The following is an 18538-nucleotide window of genomic DNA, read 5'->3' on the forward strand; positions in this document are numbered from 1 at the left end:
CTCACCGTCGTTCGGAGATTGTCATGACAGCGTCTTTCGGCCCTTCCTATGTGCGCGCGATCGCGCCGTATATCGCCGGCAAGCCGATTTCGGAAGTGGCCCGCGAGTTCGGTCTCGACGAAGCGAGCATCGTGAAGCTGGCGTCGAACGAAAATCCGCTCGGCATGCCGGAGTCGGCGCAGCGCGCAATGGCGCAGGCGATCGCCGATCTTGGCCGCTATCCGGACTCGAACGGCTTCGAGCTGAAAGCGGCGCTTGCCGCGCGCTACGGCGTGCCGGCCGAATGGATCACGCTCGGCAATGGCAGCAACGACATCCTCGAACTCGCCGCGCATGCGTTCGTCGAGAAGGGGCAGTCGGTCGTGTTCTCGCAGTACTCGTTCGCGGTCTACGCGCTCGCGACGCAAGGCGTCGGCGCGCGCGCGATCGTCGTGCCGGCCGTGCGCTATGGCCATGACCTCGACGCGATGCTCGCCGCGATCACGGACGATACGCGTCTCGTGTTCGTCGCGAATCCGAACAATCCGACCGGCACGTTCATCGACGGCCCGACGCTCGAAGCGTTTCTCGACAAGGTGCCGCGCCACGTGGCTGTGGTGCTCGACGAGGCGTACACCGAGTACCTGTCGGCGGATCAGCGCTACGACTCGATCGCATGGGTGCGGCGCTATCCGAACCTGCTGGTGTCGCGTACCTTCTCGAAGGCGTTCGGCCTCGCGGGCCTGCGTATCGGTTTCGCGATCGCGCAGCCCGAATTGACCGATCTGCTGAACCGTTTGCGTCAACCGTTCAACGTGAACACGCTCGCGCAGGCCGCGGCGATCGCCGCGCTGAACGACAACGCGTTTCTCGAGAAGAGCGCGGCGCTGAACGCGCAGGGCTATCGCCGTCTCGCCGAAGCGTTCGACAAGCTCGGTCTCGAGTACGTGCCGTCCGCGGGCAACTTCGTGCTGGTGCGTGTCGGCGACGACAACGCCGCCGGCGCTCGCGTAAACCTCGCGCTGCTGAAGCAGGCCGTGATCGTGCGCCCGGTGGCGAACTACGGTTTGCCGCAGTGGCTGCGTATCACGATCGGCCTGCCGGAGGAAAACGAAGCGTTCCTCGCGGCGCTCGAAAAGACGCTTGCCGAACCTGCCGCGGTATAAGCATCGGTCCCTTGACCGGCGCGCCCGACCAGCAGGAACGGCGCGCTTATTGTTCGAACTTATTCTCCGAATTGTGTGAACGACGTGGCCGCGTTTTCTTTTAACAAGCTGGTGATTTTCGGTGTCGGTCTGATCGGCGGATCGCTCGCGCGCGCGTTGCGTGAGCGGGGCGAGGGCCGCGGGGCGCGCAAGGTGATCGGTGTTGGGCGAACCGCCGCGTCGAGCGAGCGTGCGCTGGAGTTGGGCGTGATCGATGCTGCGGTGGCACTCGGCGACGATGCTGGTTTGCGCGACGCGCTCGCGGGCGCCGATGTCGTACTGCTCGCGGCGCCTGTCGCGCAGACGCAGCCGCTGCTCGAACGCATCGCGCCGTATCTCGGCGCCAACACGATCGTCACCGATGCGGGTAGCACCAAGTCCGACGTAGTCGCCGCCGCGCGCGCGGCGCTTGGCGCGCGGATCGGCCAGTTCGTGCCAGGCCATCCGATCGCCGGCCGCGAGTCGAGCGGTGTCGACGCCGCGTTGCCCGACCTGTATGTCAACCGCAATGTCGTGTTGTGCCCGCTGCCGGAGAATCAGGCGGATGCGGTCGAACATGTCGCCGCGATGTGGCGCGCGACCGGCGCGTTGGTGCGTGAAATGGCGCCGGCCCAGCATGATCGGGTGTTCGCGTCGGTGAGCCATCTGCCGCACGTGTTGTCGTTCGCGCTCGTCGAACAGATCCTCAATTCACCCGACGCCGCGCTGAAGTTCTCGTTCGCGGCCGGCGGCTTTCGCGACTTCACGCGCATTGCCGCGTCGAGCCCGGAGATGTGGCGCGACGTGTGCGTCGCCAATCGCGCCGCGCTGCTCGACGAACTCGACGCCTACACCGCGATACTTGCGCGCCTGCGCGAGGCGATCGAAGCCGGCGACGGCGCCGCGCTCGAAGCGGTGTTCGCTCGCTCGCGCGTCGCGCGCAGTCAGTGGCAGGAGCAGCGCGCGGCCGGAGTGGCCGGCAGCGACGCGTCGAAATAACCGGAAACGGGCTCATCGAAATAACCGGAAACTGGACTCATCATGGAATTCCTCGATCTCGGACCTTTTTCCCGTGCGTCCGGCACGGTTCGTCTGCCAGGCTCGAAGAGCATCTCGAATCGCGTGCTGCTGCTCGCCGCGCTCGCTGAAGGCGAAACGACGATCACGAACCTGCTCGATTCCGACGACACCCGCGTGATGCTCGACGCGCTCGAAAAGCTCGGCGTGCGTCTGAAGCGCGAGGGCGACACCTGCGTCGTCACCGGCACGCGTGGCGCGTTCACCGCGCGCACGGCCGACCTGTTCCTCGGCAACGCCGGCACGGCAGTGCGCCCGCTGACGGCGGCCCTCGCGGTGAACGGCGGCAGCTATCGGATTCACGGCGTGCCGCGTATGCATGAGCGGCCGATCGGCGATCTGGTCGACGGCTTGCGCCAGATCGGCGCGAAGATTGACTACGAGCAGAACGAGGGCTATCCGCCGCTGCGCATCCGTGCCGCGGAAATCACCGCCGATGCGCCGATTCGCGTGCGCGGCGACGTGTCGAGCCAGTTCCTGACCTCGCTGCTGATGACGTTGCCGATCCTGCGTACCGCGAGCGGCGTGACGACCGTGCAGGTCGACGGCGAGCTGATTTCCAAGCCCTATATCGAGATCACGATCAAGCTGATGGAGCGCTTCGGCATCAAGGTCGAGCGTCACGGCTGGCACCAGTTCGTCGTGCCGGCGGGGCAGCGCTATCAGTCGCCGGGCACGATCATGGTGGAAGGCGATGCATCGTCGGCGTCGTATTTCCTTGCCGCGGGCGCGCTCGGCGGAGGCCCGCTGAAGGTGGAAGGCGTGGGCCGCGCGAGCATCCAGGGCGACGTCGGCTTTGCCGATGCGCTGATCAGGATGGGCGCGAATCTGCAGATGGGCGACGACTGGATCGAAGTGCGCGGTGTCGGCAACGACCACGGCAAGCTCGACCCGATCGACATGGACTTCAACCTGATCCCCGACGCCGCGATGACGATCGCGGTCGCCGCGCTGTTCGCGGACGGCACGAGCACGCTGCGTAACATCGCGAGCTGGCGCGTGAAGGAAACCGACCGGATTGCGGCGATGGCGACCGAACTGCGCAAGGTCGGCGCGAAAGTGCAGGAGGGCGAGGATTTCCTCGTCGTGACGCCGCCTGAAAAGCTGATCCCGAACGCGGCGATCGATACCTACGACGACCATCGCATGGCCATGTGCTTTTCGCTTGTGAGCCTTGGCGGCGTGCCGATCCGTATCAATGATCCGAAGTGCGTCGGCAAGACGTTCCCGGATTATTTCGAGCGCTTCATGGCGCTGGCTCAACCTTGATTCAACCCAGATTCGCGTGCGAATCGCCTGACGTGCGACTTTTTAGATGAAACCGATCCGTCCCTTTCACCAGACGCCCGTGATTACGATCGACGGCCCCAGCGCTTCCGGCAAAGGCACCGTCGCCGCGATGGTGGCCGCGAACCTTGGCTTTCACCTGCTCGACAGCGGCGCGCTGTATCGGCTCGCGGCGCTCGCGAGCCTGCGCTATGGCATTGCGGTGGACGACGTCGACGCACACGTCAAGCTGATCGACGACCTCCACATCACGTTCCGCGAGGGGCTCGCGCAACTCGACGGCGCCGATGTGTCGACCGAAATCCGTGCCGAGGAAGTGGGCAGCCGGGCCTCGGCGATCGCGGTGCACGCGCCGGTGCGAACCGCGCTGGTGGCGCGCCAGCGGGCTTTCCGCAAGGAGCCGGGACTGATCGCCGATGGCCGCGACATGGGTACCGTGATCTTCCAGGACGCCGTGCTGAAGGTGTTCATGACCGCGAGCGTTGAGGCCCGCGCGACGCGCCGGTATAAGCAATTGATCCAAAAAGGATTTTCTGCTAATATGGATGACTTGCTCCGGGATTTGCGTGAGCGCGACGAGCGTGACAGTCAGCGCGCGGCCGCGCCGCTCAAGCCCGCGGCGGATGCAAAGCTGCTTGATACCTCCGCATTGTCGGTCGACCAGGCGGTCGAGCAGGTGGTGCAATGGTATGAAGCGCTGGTCCCGCAAGCGTGACTTCAAGGAAGTAACGCATCGGCGGCCAGGTAGCAGCAGTTCCGTTGCTGGTAGGTGCTTCGCGATGGTCGCGAAGCGTTGTTTTTAACCCTTTAACCCCGCGTGACATTCGCATGTTTGCCTAAGCGGCTAACCAGTCCGGTGAGCCAGGCGCTGCGAAAACCCATGCAAACTCTGATTTTTATGTCCGACCTGCAAACCTCTACCCCGAATACCGAATCTTTTGCGGCTCTGTTTGAAGAGTCGCTGACCAAGCAGGACATGCGCGCTGGCGAAGTGATCTCCGCCGAAGTCGTGCGTGTCGACCACAACTTCGTGGTCGTGAATGCTGGTCTGAAGTCCGAAGCCTACATCCCGCTCGAAGAGTTCCTGAACGACGCGGGCGAGGTAGAAGTGCAGGCGGGCGACTTCGTTTCCGTCGCGATCGACGCGCTGGAAAACGGCTATGGCGACACGATCCTGTCGCGTGACAAGGCGAAGCGTCTGGCTTCGTGGCTGTCGCTGGAAAAGGCGCTCGACAACAACGAACTCGTGACCGGCACGATCACGGGCAAGGTCAAGGGCGGCATGACCGTGATGGTCAACGGCATCCGCGCGTTCCTGCCGGGTTCGCTGGTCGACACGCGTCCGGTCAAGGACACGACCCCGTACGAAGGCAAGACCCTCGAATTCCGCGTTATCAAGCTCGACCGCAAGCGTAACAACGTCGTGCTGTCGCGCCGCGCTGTGATCGAAGCGACCCAGGGCGAAGAGCGCGCAAAGCTGCTCGAAACGCTGAAGGAAGGCGCGATCGTCGAAGGCGTGGTCAAGAACATCACCGATTACGGCGCGTTCGTGGACCTCGGCGGTATCGACGGCCTGCTGCACATCACCGACATCGCATGGCGTCGTGTGCGTCACCCGAGCGAAGTTCTGTCGGTTGGCCAGGAAGTCACCGCGAAGATCCTCAAGTTCGACCAGGAAAAGAACCGCGTTTCGCTCGGTATCAAGCAACTGGGCGACGATCCGTGGGAAGGCATCTCGCGCCGTTACCCGTCGGGCACGCGCCTGTTCGGTAAGGTCACCAACATCACCGACTACGGCGCATTCGTCGAAGTGGAATCGGGCATCGAAGGCCTCGTCCACGTGTCGGAAATGGACTGGACCAACAAGAACGTTGCTCCGTCGAAGGTTGTCCAGCTGGGCGACGAAGTCGAAGTCATGGTTCTCGAAATCGACGAAGACCGCCGCCGTATCAGCCTCGGCATGAAGCAGTGCAAGCCGAACCCGTGGGACGACTTCAGCCGCAACTTCAAGAAGGGCGACAAGCTGCAAGGCGCAATCAAGTCGATCACCGACTTCGGCGTCTTCATCGGTCTGCCGGGCGGCATCGACGGTCTGGTTCACCTGTCGGACCTGTCGTGGTCGGAAACGGGCGAAGAAGCCGTTCGCAAGTACAAGAAGGGCGACGAAGTGGAAGCGATCGTTCTCGGCATCGACGTCGAGAAGGAACGCATTTCGCTGGGTATCAAGCAGCTCGAAGGCGACCCGTTCAGCAACTTCGTTGCAATGAACGACAAGGGTTCGATCGTCGACGGCGTGGTCAAGACCGTGGACGCGAAGGGTGCCGTGGTTCAGCTGTCGGGTGAAGTCGAAGGCTACCTGCGTGCTTCGGAAATCGCGCAAGACCGCGTGGAAGACGCTCGCAACGTGCTGAAGGAAGGCGACAAGGTCAACGCGATGATCATCAACATCGATCGCAAGTCGCGCGGCATCAACCTGTCGATCAAGGCTAAGGATTCGGCTGAGCAGCAGGAAGCCATCCGTGGCCTCGCTGCTTCGGATTCGAGCGCAGCTGCTACCGGCACGACGAACCTCGGCGCGCTGCTGAAGGCCAAGCTCGACGGCCAGAACCAGTAAGTCTGAGAGGTCTGCTGCAGTATGACCAAATCGGAATTGGTCGCCCAGCTGGCTACGCGATTTCCGCAACTTGTTCTTAAAGATGCGGATTTCGCGGTGAAGACGATGCTCGATGCGATGTCGGAGGCGCTTGCCAAAGGTCATCGTATCGAAATTCGCGGCTTCGGCAGCTTCGGCCTCAACCGCCGTCCTTCCCGCGTCGGACGCAATCCGAAGTCGGGCGAGAAGGTGCTGGTACCCGAGAAGTACGTACCGCACTTCAAGCCGGGCAAGGAATTGCGCGAACGCGTGGATCGTCGCGCGGGCGAGCCGCTGAAGGACGAAGAGCCGGATGACGACCTGTAATGACTCCGCTGTGCGTCGTGCAGCGTGGCAAAGCTAGCATCAGCGGCCAAAGCCAAGTGGCAAAAGACCATGAAAAGCGCCTTCGGGCGCTTTTTTTTCGTCCGCGTTTTTTGGGGCGTTGCCGGTGAAGCGCCGGGCCGTAGCGCGATGCGATGAAATCGCCCGCAAGGCTGCTTCCGGCCACGTGCTGCCCAGCCGCGAGGGCATCCATTACAATACGGGTCACTTCGGCGCGGGCAACACCGTGGCGCGACGCGTCATCAAGCCGGCGTCACCCCGCAACTGCCGTCAAGAGATCTATTCATGAAATTTATCGTCTGGCTGATCCGTGTGCTGGTGTTCGTGCTGCTGCTGGTGCTGGCGCTTTCCAACACGCAAACCGCTACGCTGAATTTCCTCGCCGGCTACATGTGGTCGGCGCCCTTGATTCTGATTGGCCTCGCGTTTTTCGTGATCGGCCTGCTGGCCGGGCTCGTGTCCGCGATGCCGGCCATGCTGCGTCTGCGTATGGAGAATGGCCGGCTGCGCCGCGAGTTGCGCGTGGCCCGCGAGACTCCGGTCGCCGTCGAACAGCCGCCGCTGCCGCCGTTGATCTGATCTGTCCTGTGCCGCGCTCGCTGAGCGCGGCTTTCCGTTTCCGCTTTCCCGCACATTTGCATTAATCGCATGGATCTAGACTTCTGGTGGCTGCTCGTCATACCCGTCGCATTCGCGTTCGGCTGGATGGCGGCGCGCTACGACCTCAAGACGCTGCTGTCCGAAAGCGCCAACCTGCCGCGTTCGTATTTCCGCGGGCTGAATTTCCTGCTCAACGAGCAGCCCGATCAGGCGATCGACGCGTTCATCGAAGTCGTCAAGCTCGACCCCGAAACGGTCGAGTTGCATTTCGCGCTCGGCAATCTGTTCCGCCGGCGTGGCGAAACCGATCGCGCGATTCGCGTGCATCAGAATCTGTTGAGCCGCGCGGATCTGCCGGTCAGCGAGCGTGATCACGCGCTCTATGAACTCGGCCAGGACTTCCTGAAGGCGGGTCTGCTCGACCGCGCCGAGGAAACCTTCCGCTCGCTGCAGTCCGGTGACTACGCCCTGGGCGCGCAACGCGCGCTACTGACGATCTACGAGATCGAGAAGGACTGGATCAAATCGATCGACACCGCCCGTCATCTCGAAACGATGGGTGCGCCGTCGCTGGACAAGGAAATCGCGCAGTTCCATTGCGAGCTCGCACAGGAAGCGCTGCAGCAGAAGAATCCGGACGAGGCGCGTCGTCAGCTCGGCCTCGCGCTGAAAGCGAATCCGACCAATGTGCGCGCGACGATCCTGTTCGGCGACGTCGACGCAGCCGGCGGCGCGCCGGAAGCGGCGATCGAACAATGGCGCCGCGTCGAGGAACAGAACCCCGCGTATCTGCCGCTCGTCGCCGAAAAGATCATGAAGGCGTATGAAGCGCTCGGCCGCGCGCAGGAAGGGGCCGATTTGCTGACCACCTGGGTCGACCGTCATCCGAGTAACGATCTGCTCGACGTCGCCTATCAGCACGTTGCGTCGTTGCGCGGCGCCGATGCCGCACATGCGCTCGCGCGCTCGCAGATGCAGAAGTCGCCGAATCTGGCTGGCATGACGCGTTTGCTCGAGGCGCAGCAGGCGGTTGCCGAAGAGCCGCGGCGCAGCGAGCTCGAACTGATGCGCACACTGATCCGCCAGCGCACCAAAAATCTGCCGCGCTATACGTGCCAGAATTGCGGTTTCAGGGCGCGGCTTTTCTATTGGCAGTGTCCGGGTTGCAGCGGTTGGGAGACCTATGCGCCGCGTCGCGTCGAACCGATTACGGCGTCGAGCTAACTCCGCGCCGGCCGGGCTGGCGCACGACGCAACGGCGGCGGTAACGATCGCGCTGCCATCGCGCGGCCCGGCCCCCGCGGGCCATGCCCGCGTGCGCGGCGGCCGCACCGAATACCGCGAGTTCATCGCCGGGTTTGTGACCGGCGCTCATTCCCGGAACTCTCCACCGGAACGCATATGAAAATCACCATCATCGGCACGGGCTATGTCGGCCTCGTCACCGGCGCGTGCCTCGCCGAAATCGGCAACGACGTCTTCTGTCTCGACGTCGATCAGCGCAAGATCGACATCCTCAACAACGGCGGCGTACCGATTCACGAGCCGGGTCTGCAGGAGATCATCGCCCGTACGCGCGCGGCCGGCCGCATCACGTTCTCGACCGATGTCGCGGCGAGCGTCGCGCACGGCGACGTGCAGTTCATCGCGGTCGGCACGCCGCCGGACGAAGACGGCTCGGCCGATCTGCAATATGTGCTCGAAGCGGCGCGCAACATCGGCCGCACGATGAACGGCTTCAAGGTGATCGTCGACAAATCGACGGTGCCGGTCGGTACTGCTCAGCGCGTGCGCGCGGTGATCGACGAAGAGCTCGCGAAGCGCGGTCTCGTCGATAGCGCGCAGCATCGCTTCTCGGTCGTGTCGAATCCCGAGTTCCTGAAGGAAGGCGCGGCCGTCGATGATTTCATGCGCCCCGATCGCATCGTGATCGGCATCGACGAAGACGAGCCGGGCATCCGTGCTCGCGAAATGATGAAGCGCCTGTACGCGCCGTTCAACCGTAATCACGAACGCACGCTGTACATGGACGTGCGCTCGGCCGAGTTCACGAAATACGCGGCTAACGCGATGCTCGCGACGCGCATCTCGTTCATGAACGAGATGTCCAATCTTGCCGACAAGGTCGGCGCCGACATCGAAGCGGTGCGTCGCGGCATCGGCTCCGATCCGCGCATCGGTTATCACTTTCTGTATGCGGGCTGCGGCTATGGCGGCTCGTGCTTCCCGAAGGACGTGCAGGCGCTGATCCGCACCGCGAGCGAAAGCGGCCACAACCTGCGCATTCTCGAAGCGGTCGAGGAAGTGAACTACGCGCAGAAAGACGTGCTCGTGCGCAAGGTCACCGCGAAGCTCGGCGAGGATCTGAGCGGTCGCACGTTCGCGCTGTGGGGCCTCGCGTTCAAGCCGAATACCGACGACATGCGCGAGGCGCCGAGCCGTCGTGTGATCGGCGAGCTGCTCGCGCGCGGCGCGACGGTGCGCGCGTACGATCCGGTTGCCGTGACCGAGGCGCGTCGCGTGTTCGCAATGGATCTGCGCGACGCGCCCGAACAACTCGCGCGCCTTACGTTCACGAACACGCAGGACGAAACGCTGACCGACGCCGACGCGCTCGTGATCGTGACCGAATGGAAGGAATTCAAGAGTCCCGATTTCGCGTATCTGAAATCGGTACTGAAGACGCCGCTGATTTTCGACGGCCGCAACCTGTACGAACCGGACGCGATGACCGAACTCGGCATCGACTACCACGCTATTGGACGCCCCTATGCCCAACCCTCTGAACTTCCGGCCCATGCCTGAGGCCCGGCCCGAGGCGCCCATGGCCACGCCGGCGCAGAAACTGACGACGGTGCCGCGCGCGCAGCTCGGCGCGGCGCGCGTGCTGGTGGTCGGCGACGTGATGCTCGACCGCTACTGGTTCGGCGACGTCAACCGCATCTCGCCGGAAGCACCGGTGCCGGTCGTGCACGTGCAACGGCAGGAGGATCGCCTGGGCGGCGCGGCGAACGTCGCGCGTAACGCGGTTGCGCTCGGCGCGCAGGCGGGTCTGCTGTGCGTGGTCGGTCATGACGAGCCGGGCGAGCGCATCGTTCAACTGCTCGACGAAAGCGGCGTGACGCCGCATCTCGAGCGCGACCCCGCATTGCTGACGACGATCAAGCTGCGCGTGCTGTCGCGTCAGCAGCAACTGCTGCGCGTCGACTTCGAAAATTCGCCGGCGCACGAAGTGCTGCTCGCGGGTCTCGCGCGTTTCGACGAGCTGCTGCCGTCGCACGACGTGATCCTGATGTCCGACTACGCGAAGGGCGGCCTCACGCACGTCACGCAGATGATCGCGAAGGCGCACGCCGCCGGCAAGGCGGTGCTGGTCGATCCGAAGGGCGACGACTGGGAGCGCTATCGCGGCGCGACGCTGATCACGCCGAACCGCGCGGAATTGCGCGAGGTGGTCGGGCAGTGGAAGTCCGAGGAAGATCTGATCGCGCGCGTGACGAAGCTGCGCGCCGAACTCGAGTTCAAGGCGCTCCTGCTGACGCGCTCGGAAGAGGGCATGACGCTCTTCTCCGACGACGGCATCCTGCACGCGTCGGCCGTCGCACGCGAAGTGTATGATGTGTCGGGCGCGGGCGACACCGTGATCGCGACGCTCGCCGCGATGCTCGGCGCGGGTCTGTCGCTCGTCGACGCGGTCGGACTCGCGAATCGCGCGGCCGGCATCGTGGTCGGCAAACTCGGCACCGCCACCGTCAACTACGACGAACTCTTTTCCTGATGCCACCCGCCGGGCGTGGCCGTCGCCGACGGAGCCGCGCCCCGCGAGGCGTCATCCACCGCTCAATACCGCTCACTATCGCAGGATCATCATGACCGTCATCGTCACCGGCGCGGCCGGTTTTATCGGCAGCAACCTCGTGAAGGCGCTCAACGAGCGCGGCGAACAACGCATCATCGCCGTCGACAACCTGACGCGCGCGGACAAGTTCAAGAATCTGGTCGACTGCGAAATCGACGACTATCTCGACAAGACCGAATTCGTCGAGCGCTTCAAGCGCGGCGACTTCGGCAAGGTGCGCGCGATTTTCCACGAAGGCGCCTGCTCGGACACGATGGAGACCGACGGCCGCTACATGATGGACAACAACTATCGCTATAGCCGCGATGTGATCGACGTCTGCCTCGCGCAGAACATCCAGTTCCTGTACGCGTCGTCGGCGGCGACGTACGGCGGCTCGAGCCGCTTCGTCGAGGAGCGCGAGGTCGAGCAGCCGCTGAACGTGTACGGCTATTCGAAGTTCCTGTTCGATCAGGTGATCCGCCGCGTGCTGCCTGCCGCGAAGAGCCAGATCGCGGGCTTCCGCTATTTCAACGTGTACGGTCCGCGCGAAACGCACAAGGCGCGCATGGCGTCGGTCGCGTTTCACAACTTCAACCAGTTTCGCGCCGAGGGCAAGGTCAAGCTGTTCGGCGAGTACAACGGCTATGCGGCCGGCGAGCAGACGCGCGATTTCATCTCGGTCGAAGACGTCGTGAAGGTCAACCTGTTCTTCTTCGATCATCCGGAGAAGTCGGGCATCTTCAATCTCGGCACCGGGCGCGCGCAGCCGTTCAACGACATCGCGAGCACCGTGGTCAACACGCTGCGCGCGTTGAACAACGAGCCGGCGCTGTCGCTCGCGGAGCAGGTGCAGCGCGGACTGATCGAGTACATCCCGTTCCCCGACGCGCTGCGCGGCAAGTACCAGTGCTTCACCCAGGCCGATCAGTCGAAGCTGCGCGCGGCCGGCTACGACGCGCCGTTCCTGAGCGTACAGGAAGGTGTCGATCGTTACGTGCGCTGGCTGTTCGGCCAGGTGTAATTAGTACGTCATCCTCTTTAAACTGGAATCTCCCTGACCGGTGATGGTCGCCGGTCAGTGGCAACAGGGAGAGTCCAATATGTTTCGAAAAGTACTGGTTACCGCGGCGATGCTCGCTGCTTTCGGCCACGCGTATGCGGCGGTCGACGTCAACACCGCGAACGAGGACGCGCTGCGCGGCATCAAGGGCATCGGCCCGGCGAAGGCCAAGGCGATCCTCGACGAGCGTACCGCGCACGGTCCGTTCAAGGACCCGACCGATCTCGGCAAGCGCGTCAAGGGCATGGGCGGGCATACCGTCGAGCGTCTGCAGGCGGAGGGTCTCGCTGTCGGTCCGGCTGGCGCTGCTGCTGGTACGCAGGTTGCGGCGGCACAGACCAAAGAGCCGGCCGCTGCGGTTGCTCATGACGCCGCGCAGAAAAGCGCACCTGCAGTGGCGGTGAAGAAATAAGCCGCCGCGGACCGGCGCGCCTGCACGGTGAAATGCAGGCGCGTCGGTCCGCCATCGTCGTTCGCCGCGTGCTTTCCTTTCGTGATCGACTCGGGTCACGTCGTCGCGGCGGGCGACCCCTCCTTCAGTGACTACACACACTTTCCCGCGGTTCGCAGCCGCGGGCTTTTTGCGTGGCGGCGGCAGTCTGCATCCATGCGGACAGAAGGGCTGCCCGACAGCGCCGGACATCGTGGTTTAGAATCGATAGATTCAAGACACACTTTCGCGTCCCGACCGCTAGATCCGATATGGCATACCAAACGATTGAAGACACGATCGGCAATACGCCGCTCGTGCAACTCGTCCGGCTTCCCGACGACGAGATCCGCAGCCGCAACAACGTGATCCTCGCGAAGCTCGAGGGCAACAACCCCGCAGGTTCGGTGAAGGACCGCCCGGCGTTGTCGATGATCAAGAAAGCGGAAGCACGCGGGCGCATCAAGCCGGGCGACACGCTGATCGAATCGACGAGCGGCAACACTGGCATTGCACTGGCGATGGCGGCCGCGATCCGCGGCTACAAGATGGTGCTGATCATGCCGGAGGATCTGTCGGTCGAGCGCCGTCAGAGCATGGCCGCGTACGGCGCGCAGATCATCCTGACGCCGGTGAAAGGCGGCATGGAGTACGCGCGCGATCTCGCCGAGCAGATGCAGCGCGAAGGCAAGGGCATCATCCTCGACCAGTTCGCGAACCCGGACAATCCGGCCGCGCACATCGAAGGCACGGGGCCGGAAATCTGGCGCGACACCGAAGGGCGCATCACGCATTTCGTGTCGTCGATGGGCACGACCGGCACGATCATGGGCGTGTCGACCTATCTGAAAACGCAGAACCAGCAGATCGAGATCATCGGTGCGCAGCCGGAAGAGGGCTCGCGCATTCCCGGCATCCGCAAATGGCCGGAAGCGTATCTGCCGAAGATTTTCGATCGCAGCCGCGTCGATCGCGTCGAGAACGTGAGCCAGGCCGCGGCTGAAGCGATGGCGCGTCGCCTCGCATCGGTCGAGGGCATCTTCGCGGGCATTTCGTCGGGCGGCGCGTGCGAAGTCGCGCTGCGTGTCGCGCGTCAGGTCGAGAATGCGACGATCGTGTTCATCGTCTGCGATCGCGGCGATCGTTATCTGTCCACCGGGGTGTTTCCCGCGTAAGCGGGCAGGGACGTCGGTTTGCGCGCGTGCCGCTGCGCTCGCGCGAGCCAATAAAAAAAGCGCTGGTCTCTTCACAGAGCCGGCGCTTTTTTCATGCGGACGATGCGAGGCGTGCACCGCGCTTCATCGCGCGGTCATTGCTCGATTATTGCGAATTGGCGTTCGACGGATTCATCGCGCCGGATGCGCCATTTCCGTTGTTCACCGCATTCGCGGCGTTGGCCGCATCGATCGCTTCCATCTGCGCCTTCACCTTCTGACCCAGCTGATACACCGCGAGCGCATAGAAGAAGCTGCGGTTGTAACGCGTGAGCACGTAGAAGTTCTTCAGCCCGAGCACGAATTCGGTACCGCGTCCCGGCGACGGCAGATCGACCACCGTCACCGGCGTACCGGCTTCGGCCGCGACGTCGACGTTCGGCTCGTTGAGCACGAGGCCGGCGCGCAGCAATTGGGAGAGCGGCCAACGCGGCTCCGGCTGACCATCCGCGGCCGCCTGGGCGACGCCGAGACTGCCGATGTCCGAGCCGATCTTCCACACCACCGGCCGGCCGCTTTCCCAGCCGTTCTGCCGCAGATAATTCGCGACGCTGCCGATCGCGTCCGCTTCGCTGGTGCGCAGATCGATGCGCTTGTTGCCGTCGTAGTTCACCGCGTATTGCACGATGCTGCTCGGCAGGAATTGCGGAATGCCGATCGCGCCGGTGTACGAGCCGAGCACCGAGCTCGGGTCGATCTGCGCGTCGCGCGTCCACACCAGATAGTCTTCGAGATTCTTGCGGAAGGTCGCCTGGCGGTCCGCGCGATTCGCGGTGTTCGGGTAGTCGAAGCTGAGCGTGGTCAGCGCGTCGAGCACGCGGAAGTTGCCCATGTAGCGGCCGTAGATCGTCTCGACACCGATGATGCCGACGATCACCTCCGGCGGCACGCCGAACTCCTGGGCCGCGCGCTGCAGCGTGGCCTGGTTCGCGCGCCAGAAGCGCACGCCAGCGTTCACGCGCACCGGATCGAGAAAGCGCGCCTGATACGAGCGCCAGTTCTTGACCGACGGTGTCGGCGACGGCGTGACCAGTTTCACCGCGGTCGCCGAATAGCTGACGCCGGCGAAGAGCGCGTGCAGCGATGCCTGGTCGAAGTCGTAGCGCGCGACCATCTCGTTGATGAACGCATCGACATTCGCGTTGTTCGCGTAGCGCTGCGGAATGATCTCTTCCTCGAACGTCTGTCCTTGCGGCACGGCCTGCTGCGGCTGACTCTGCGCGACTTGCAGCGGCGCTTTCTTCGCGGCGCTCTGCGCGTTCGCCGGAGCCGCCGCGCTTGCCAGGCACGCCGCGACGGTCAGTGAGGCGGCGATAGTGCCGAGGTGGAGCCGGTTGCGTGGGGATCGTGCGGACAGAGCAAGCTTGACGGTCATAGTGAGCAGTGAGCGCGATGCGTGAAAGACAGATGCAAGACGGAGGCGACAGAAACGTGACCGCGAATGACAGGGTCGGGGCAGTATACCCGACGCCTTTCGCAAAACCGTGCCGAATGTGCGACAGCCACGCTGGCATGGCGTCGTGTGGTAACTTGATGAACATTGGCGCGCCGGGGGCGCGCGCCGCTCGACGGAGACACGTCGCGCGCGTATCGAAATGCGCCGCGCCGTAGCAGAGACGAATACTAGAACTATGGCAACAGGTTTCTATTCCCACGCCGACTGTCTGCTGCACGACATGGGACAGTGGCATCCCGAATGTCCCGCGCGCCTGCAGGCGATCGAGGATCAACTGATCGCGAGCCGCATCGACGCGCTGATCGAGCGCGAATCGGCGCCGCTCGCCGACGAAGCCGCGCTGCTGCGCGTGCATACCCAGGCGCACGTCGACTACATTCGCAGTCGCGCGCCCGCCGAGGGCATCGCGGAAATCGATCCCGACACGACGATGAATCCGCACACGTGGCAGGCCGCGTTGCGCGCGGCGGGTGCCGCGGTCGCCGCGACCGACGCGGTGATCGAAGGGCGCTACGACAATGCGTTCTGCAGCGTGCGGCCGCCCGGTCACCATGCGGAGCCGGCGCGCGCGATGGGCTTCTGCTTCTTCAACAACGTCGCGATCGCCGCGCGCCATGCGCTCGATGTGCACGGCTTGCAGCGCGTCGCGATCATCGACTTCGACGTGCATCACGGCAACGGCACTGAGGCCGCGTTCTCGGGCGACCCGCGCGTGCTGATGTGCAGCATCTTCCAGCACCCGTTCTATCCGTTCACCGGCGCCGACAACCAGGCGCCCAACATGTGCAACGTGCCGATGCCGGCGCGCTCGAACGGCATGGCCGTGCGCGAGGCGGTCGACATCCTGTGGCTGCCGCGTCTGGAAGAATTCAAGCCGGAGATGCTGTTCATCTCGGCGGGCTTCGACGCGCATCGCGAGGACGATCTCGGCAACATGGGCCTCGTCGAGGACGACTACGCGTGGATCACCGACCAGATGTGCCGGATCGCGCGGCGTTATGCGCACGGGCGCATCGTCAGTTGTCTCGAGGGCGGTTATAACCTGTCGGCGCTCGGGCGCAGCGTGGTCGCGCACGTGCGCGCGCTGGCGGAAATCTGAGGTCCGCGTGCCGCTTGCGGTGAGTGGGTGGCGAGCCGGGTTGAGCGACGGCTGAACCGCGGTTAGACCATCGTTAAATCGTCGCTAAACTGTCGCTGAACCGTCCGTCAACGAGCTGCGATCGCGATCCACGCAAACCGAGGAGCAAGCCATGAACGCCAACTCCGTCAATCTCGCCGATACCGGCAACGCGCCGTTGGTCGAGGTCGAGCACGACGCTTATCGCGTGCCGGGCGTCGTGCGCGTGACGATGAATCGGCCCGACGCGTTCAACGCGCTGTCCGAAGCGTTGCTCGACGAACTGCAGCAGCGCTTGAGCGAAATCGCGAATAGCGATGCGCGTGTGGTCGTGATCGCCGGCGCGGGGCGCGCGTTCTGCGCCGGTCACGATCTGAAAGAAATGCGCGCGGCGCCGTCGCTTGCGTACTACCAGCAACTGTTCGCGCGTTGCACGAAGCTGATGATGACGATCCAGCGCATGCCGCAGCCGGTGATCGCGCGTGCGCACGGCATCGCGACGGCGGCTGGCTGCCAGCTCGTCGCGATGTGCGATCTCGCGGTTGCCGCCGATACCGCGCGCTTCGCGGTGTCGGGCGTGAATCTCGGATTGTTTTGCGCGACGCCGTCGGTGCCGTTGTCGCGCAACCTGTCGCGCAAGGCCGCGCTCGAGATGCTGCTGACCGGCGAGTTCATCGACGCCGCCGCGGCGAAGCAGCAGGGCCTCGTGAACCGCGTCGCTCCCACCGACGCGCTCGACGACGAAGTCGCGCGGCTCGCGGCGAGCATCTGCGCGAAGCCGGCCGAAGCGGTAAGCGCGGGCAAGGGTCTCTTCTACCGCCAGCTCGAAATGGGCATCGAGGCCGCCTACCAACTGGCCGGGCAGACGATGGCCTGCAACATGATGGCCGACTCGGCGCTCGAAGGCGTGCAGGCGTTCATCGATAAACGCGCGCCGGAGTGGCGGCGTTAAGTGGTGGCGTTAAGCGGCGGCGTTAAGTGTGGCATTAAGCGGCGGCGCTCATCTCAGGAGGGCGACGCGCAGCGGTTAGCGAGCGTCGCCCCGGCGCCCTCGGCCGCGTTCGCGAAAAAGTTTGTCGAACCGTCACACGCCGTCGCGTTACGCGAACTTTACGCGAGCCTCATGCGAACCTCACGCGAGCGTCTCGCGGCTCAACTCCGTCCCACCGCCCGCTTGTCGATCCAGTCGACCAACGCGTCGATCACCCGGTCGCGATCGAGGTCGTTCATCGTCTCGTGATAGCTGCCTTCGTGCAGCGTCAGCGTCTTGTCCGGCGAGCCGGCGTGCTGGCCGAACGCCCGGCTGCCGTCGGGTTCGGTGAGTTTGTCCTCGGTGCCGTGAAACACCAGCAGCGGCATGCGCAGCCCCGCGCGGCCACGCTCGATTCGCGCCATCGCGAGCAGCAGTTCGGCGCCGGTGCGCGCCGGAATCGCGCCGTGATGCACGAGCGGGTCGTTGCGGTTCGCGTTCACGACGGGCTGCAGGCGCGACAGCAGCGCGGCGTCGATTTTCATCGCCGGGAACGACGGGTAGACGCGGCTGATCACCTGACTCATGCTGAGCATCCACTTCGGCACGTCGCGGCCCGGCGCGAGCGCGGGGCTCGACAGGATCAGGCCGGCGAGGCGTCGGCCGCTCGCGTCGAGACGTTCGACCGCGTACAGCGCGGCAACCGCGCCGCCCATGCTGTGGCCCATCAGAAAGAGCGGCGCGCAGCTTTGCGCGGCGGCGTCGAGCAACGCCTGCGCATCGAGCAGATAGTCGTCGAAGCGTTTCACGTAGGCGCGCTTGCCGGGCGCGTGGCCGTGGCCGCGCAGATCGATCGCGACCACTTCGACGCCCGTCGCGTTGAGCCGGCCGGCCAGCGCCGCGTAGCGGCCGGCGTGCTCGGCGAGACCGTGCAGCAGCGCGACCGTCGCACGGATCGGCCCGCCGGGCACCCAGCGATAGAGCGGCAACTCGACGCCGTCGGCGGTACTGACCGAGGTGCGCTGCGGCGCGCTGTTGACGAGGCGGCCGGCGCTTGCGCGTACGGTGTGGTTGGGAGAGTTCTGCATGGCGGCTGGATCGGTTGAAGAGCGGTAGAGAGCGCTGAAAGGCGGTGCAGCGATCATAATCGGAGCCGCACACCGTGCGCGAATTTCGCGGGGCGCGAAGTCCTCTAATGCTTTCAGGTTATGAAAAGATCGGAATTGATTATTAAAGGGTATGTCGCCGCTGCGGTAGAATGGCGCGTCAAATCCCAATAAAAGCAACGGCGGCCGCTAGTCGGGAGCAATACGCTCGCCGGCAGCCTCCGCCGTTTTCGTTTGTCC

At 64.5% G+C, this 18538-nt stretch carries 17 protein-coding genes; 15 read left to right on the forward strand and 2 right to left on the reverse strand.

The window, feature by feature from the left end; all coding sequences use genetic code 11:
• Positions 1–23: 23 nt before the first annotated feature.
• From hisC to cysM, 13 genes are all read left to right on the forward strand, one after another.
• Positions 24–1145, forward strand: a complete 1122-nt coding sequence (gene hisC, locus HHL14_RS01205; protein WP_169495765.1) for a histidinol-phosphate transaminase — start codon at positions 24–26, stop codon at positions 1143–1145.
• A gap of 75 nt (positions 1146–1220) precedes the next feature.
• Positions 1221–2162, forward strand: coding sequence for a prephenate dehydrogenase (locus HHL14_RS01210; RefSeq protein ID WP_169495766.1), 942 nt, complete (start codon positions 1221–1223; stop codon positions 2160–2162).
• A gap of 42 nt (positions 2163–2204) precedes the next feature.
• A complete protein-coding gene (gene aroA / locus HHL14_RS01215; RefSeq protein ID WP_169495767.1) occupies positions 2205–3509 on the forward strand; it encodes a 3-phosphoshikimate 1-carboxyvinyltransferase in 1305 nt (434 codons plus the stop codon).
• Positions 3510–3555: 46 nt separating this feature from the next.
• Positions 3556–4242, forward strand: coding sequence for a (d)CMP kinase (gene cmk / locus HHL14_RS01220; RefSeq protein WP_169495768.1), 687 nt, complete (start codon positions 3556–3558; stop codon positions 4240–4242).
• A gap of 165 nt (positions 4243–4407) precedes the next feature.
• Positions 4408–6141, forward strand: a complete 1734-nt coding sequence (gene rpsA, locus HHL14_RS01225) for a 30S ribosomal protein S1 (protein WP_169495769.1) — start codon at positions 4408–4410, stop codon at positions 6139–6141.
• 21 nt (positions 6142–6162) lie between these two features.
• Positions 6163–6486, forward strand: a complete 324-nt coding sequence (locus tag HHL14_RS01230; protein WP_169495770.1) for an integration host factor subunit beta — start codon at positions 6163–6165, stop codon at positions 6484–6486.
• A 303-nt stretch (positions 6487–6789) separates the two neighbouring features.
• Complete coding sequence (locus HHL14_RS01235) at positions 6790–7083, forward strand: LapA family protein (RefSeq protein ID WP_169495771.1); 294 nt, start codon at positions 6790–6792, stop codon at positions 7081–7083.
• Positions 7084–7152: 69 nt separating this feature from the next.
• A complete protein-coding gene (gene lapB / locus HHL14_RS01240) occupies positions 7153–8328 on the forward strand; it encodes a lipopolysaccharide assembly protein LapB (protein WP_169495772.1) in 1176 nt (391 codons plus the stop codon).
• 177 nt (positions 8329–8505) lie between these two features.
• Complete coding sequence (locus tag HHL14_RS01245) at positions 8506–9909, forward strand: UDP-glucose dehydrogenase family protein (protein ID WP_169495773.1); 1404 nt, start codon at positions 8506–8508, stop codon at positions 9907–9909.
• Positions 9875–10882 (forward strand): D-glycero-beta-D-manno-heptose-7-phosphate kinase, encoded by a 1008-nt coding sequence (gene rfaE1, locus HHL14_RS01250; RefSeq protein WP_329601594.1) that lies wholly within the window; start codon positions 9875–9877, stop codon positions 10880–10882. The genes HHL14_RS01245 and rfaE1 overlap by 35 nt, the downstream gene beginning before the upstream one ends.
• Before the next feature lie 91 nt (positions 10883–10973).
• The gene (gene rfaD / locus HHL14_RS01255) at positions 10974–11966 is read left to right on the forward strand and encodes an ADP-glyceromanno-heptose 6-epimerase (RefSeq protein ID WP_169495775.1); all 993 of its coding nucleotides are present in this window, start codon (positions 10974–10976) and stop codon (positions 11964–11966) included.
• 79 nt (positions 11967–12045) lie between these two features.
• Positions 12046–12417, forward strand: coding sequence for a ComEA family DNA-binding protein (locus HHL14_RS01260; RefSeq protein WP_169495776.1), 372 nt, complete (start codon positions 12046–12048; stop codon positions 12415–12417).
• A gap of 290 nt (positions 12418–12707) precedes the next feature.
• Positions 12708–13610 carry a cysteine synthase CysM gene (gene cysM / locus HHL14_RS01265; protein ID WP_169495777.1) on the forward strand — a complete coding sequence of 301 codons (903 nt, stop codon included), beginning with the start codon at positions 12708–12710 and terminating at the stop codon, positions 13608–13610.
• Positions 13611–13755: 145 nt separating this feature from the next.
• Here the strand turns inward: cysM and mltB are convergent, their stop codons facing one another.
• Positions 13756–15024: a lytic murein transglycosylase B gene (mltB, locus tag HHL14_RS01270; protein WP_169495778.1), complete on the reverse strand. Its 1269-nt coding sequence runs from the start codon at positions 15022–15024 to the stop codon at positions 13756–13758.
• Between the two features lie 256 nt (positions 15025–15280).
• On the opposite strand from mltB, the gene HHL14_RS01275 reads away from it, so the two are divergent.
• Both HHL14_RS01275 and HHL14_RS01280 read left to right on the forward strand, forming a co-directional pair.
• Complete coding sequence (locus tag HHL14_RS01275; protein WP_169495779.1) at positions 15281–16204, forward strand: histone deacetylase family protein; 924 nt, start codon at positions 15281–15283, stop codon at positions 16202–16204.
• A gap of 151 nt (positions 16205–16355) precedes the next feature.
• On the forward strand, positions 16356–17174 hold the full coding sequence (locus HHL14_RS01280; protein ID WP_169495780.1) for an enoyl-CoA hydratase: 819 nt from the start codon (positions 16356–16358) through the stop codon (positions 17172–17174).
• Positions 17175–17374: 200 nt separating this feature from the next.
• Here HHL14_RS01280 and HHL14_RS01285 read toward each other — a convergent pair whose 3' ends face one another.
• Positions 17375–18280, reverse strand: coding sequence for an alpha/beta hydrolase (locus tag HHL14_RS01285; protein ID WP_169495781.1), 906 nt, complete (start codon positions 18278–18280; stop codon positions 17375–17377).
• Positions 18281–18538: the final 258 nt, after the last annotated feature.

The organism is Paraburkholderia antibiotica (assembly GCF_012927125.1).
Lineage (GTDB): Bacteria > Pseudomonadota > Gammaproteobacteria > Burkholderiales > Burkholderiaceae > Paraburkholderia > Paraburkholderia antibiotica.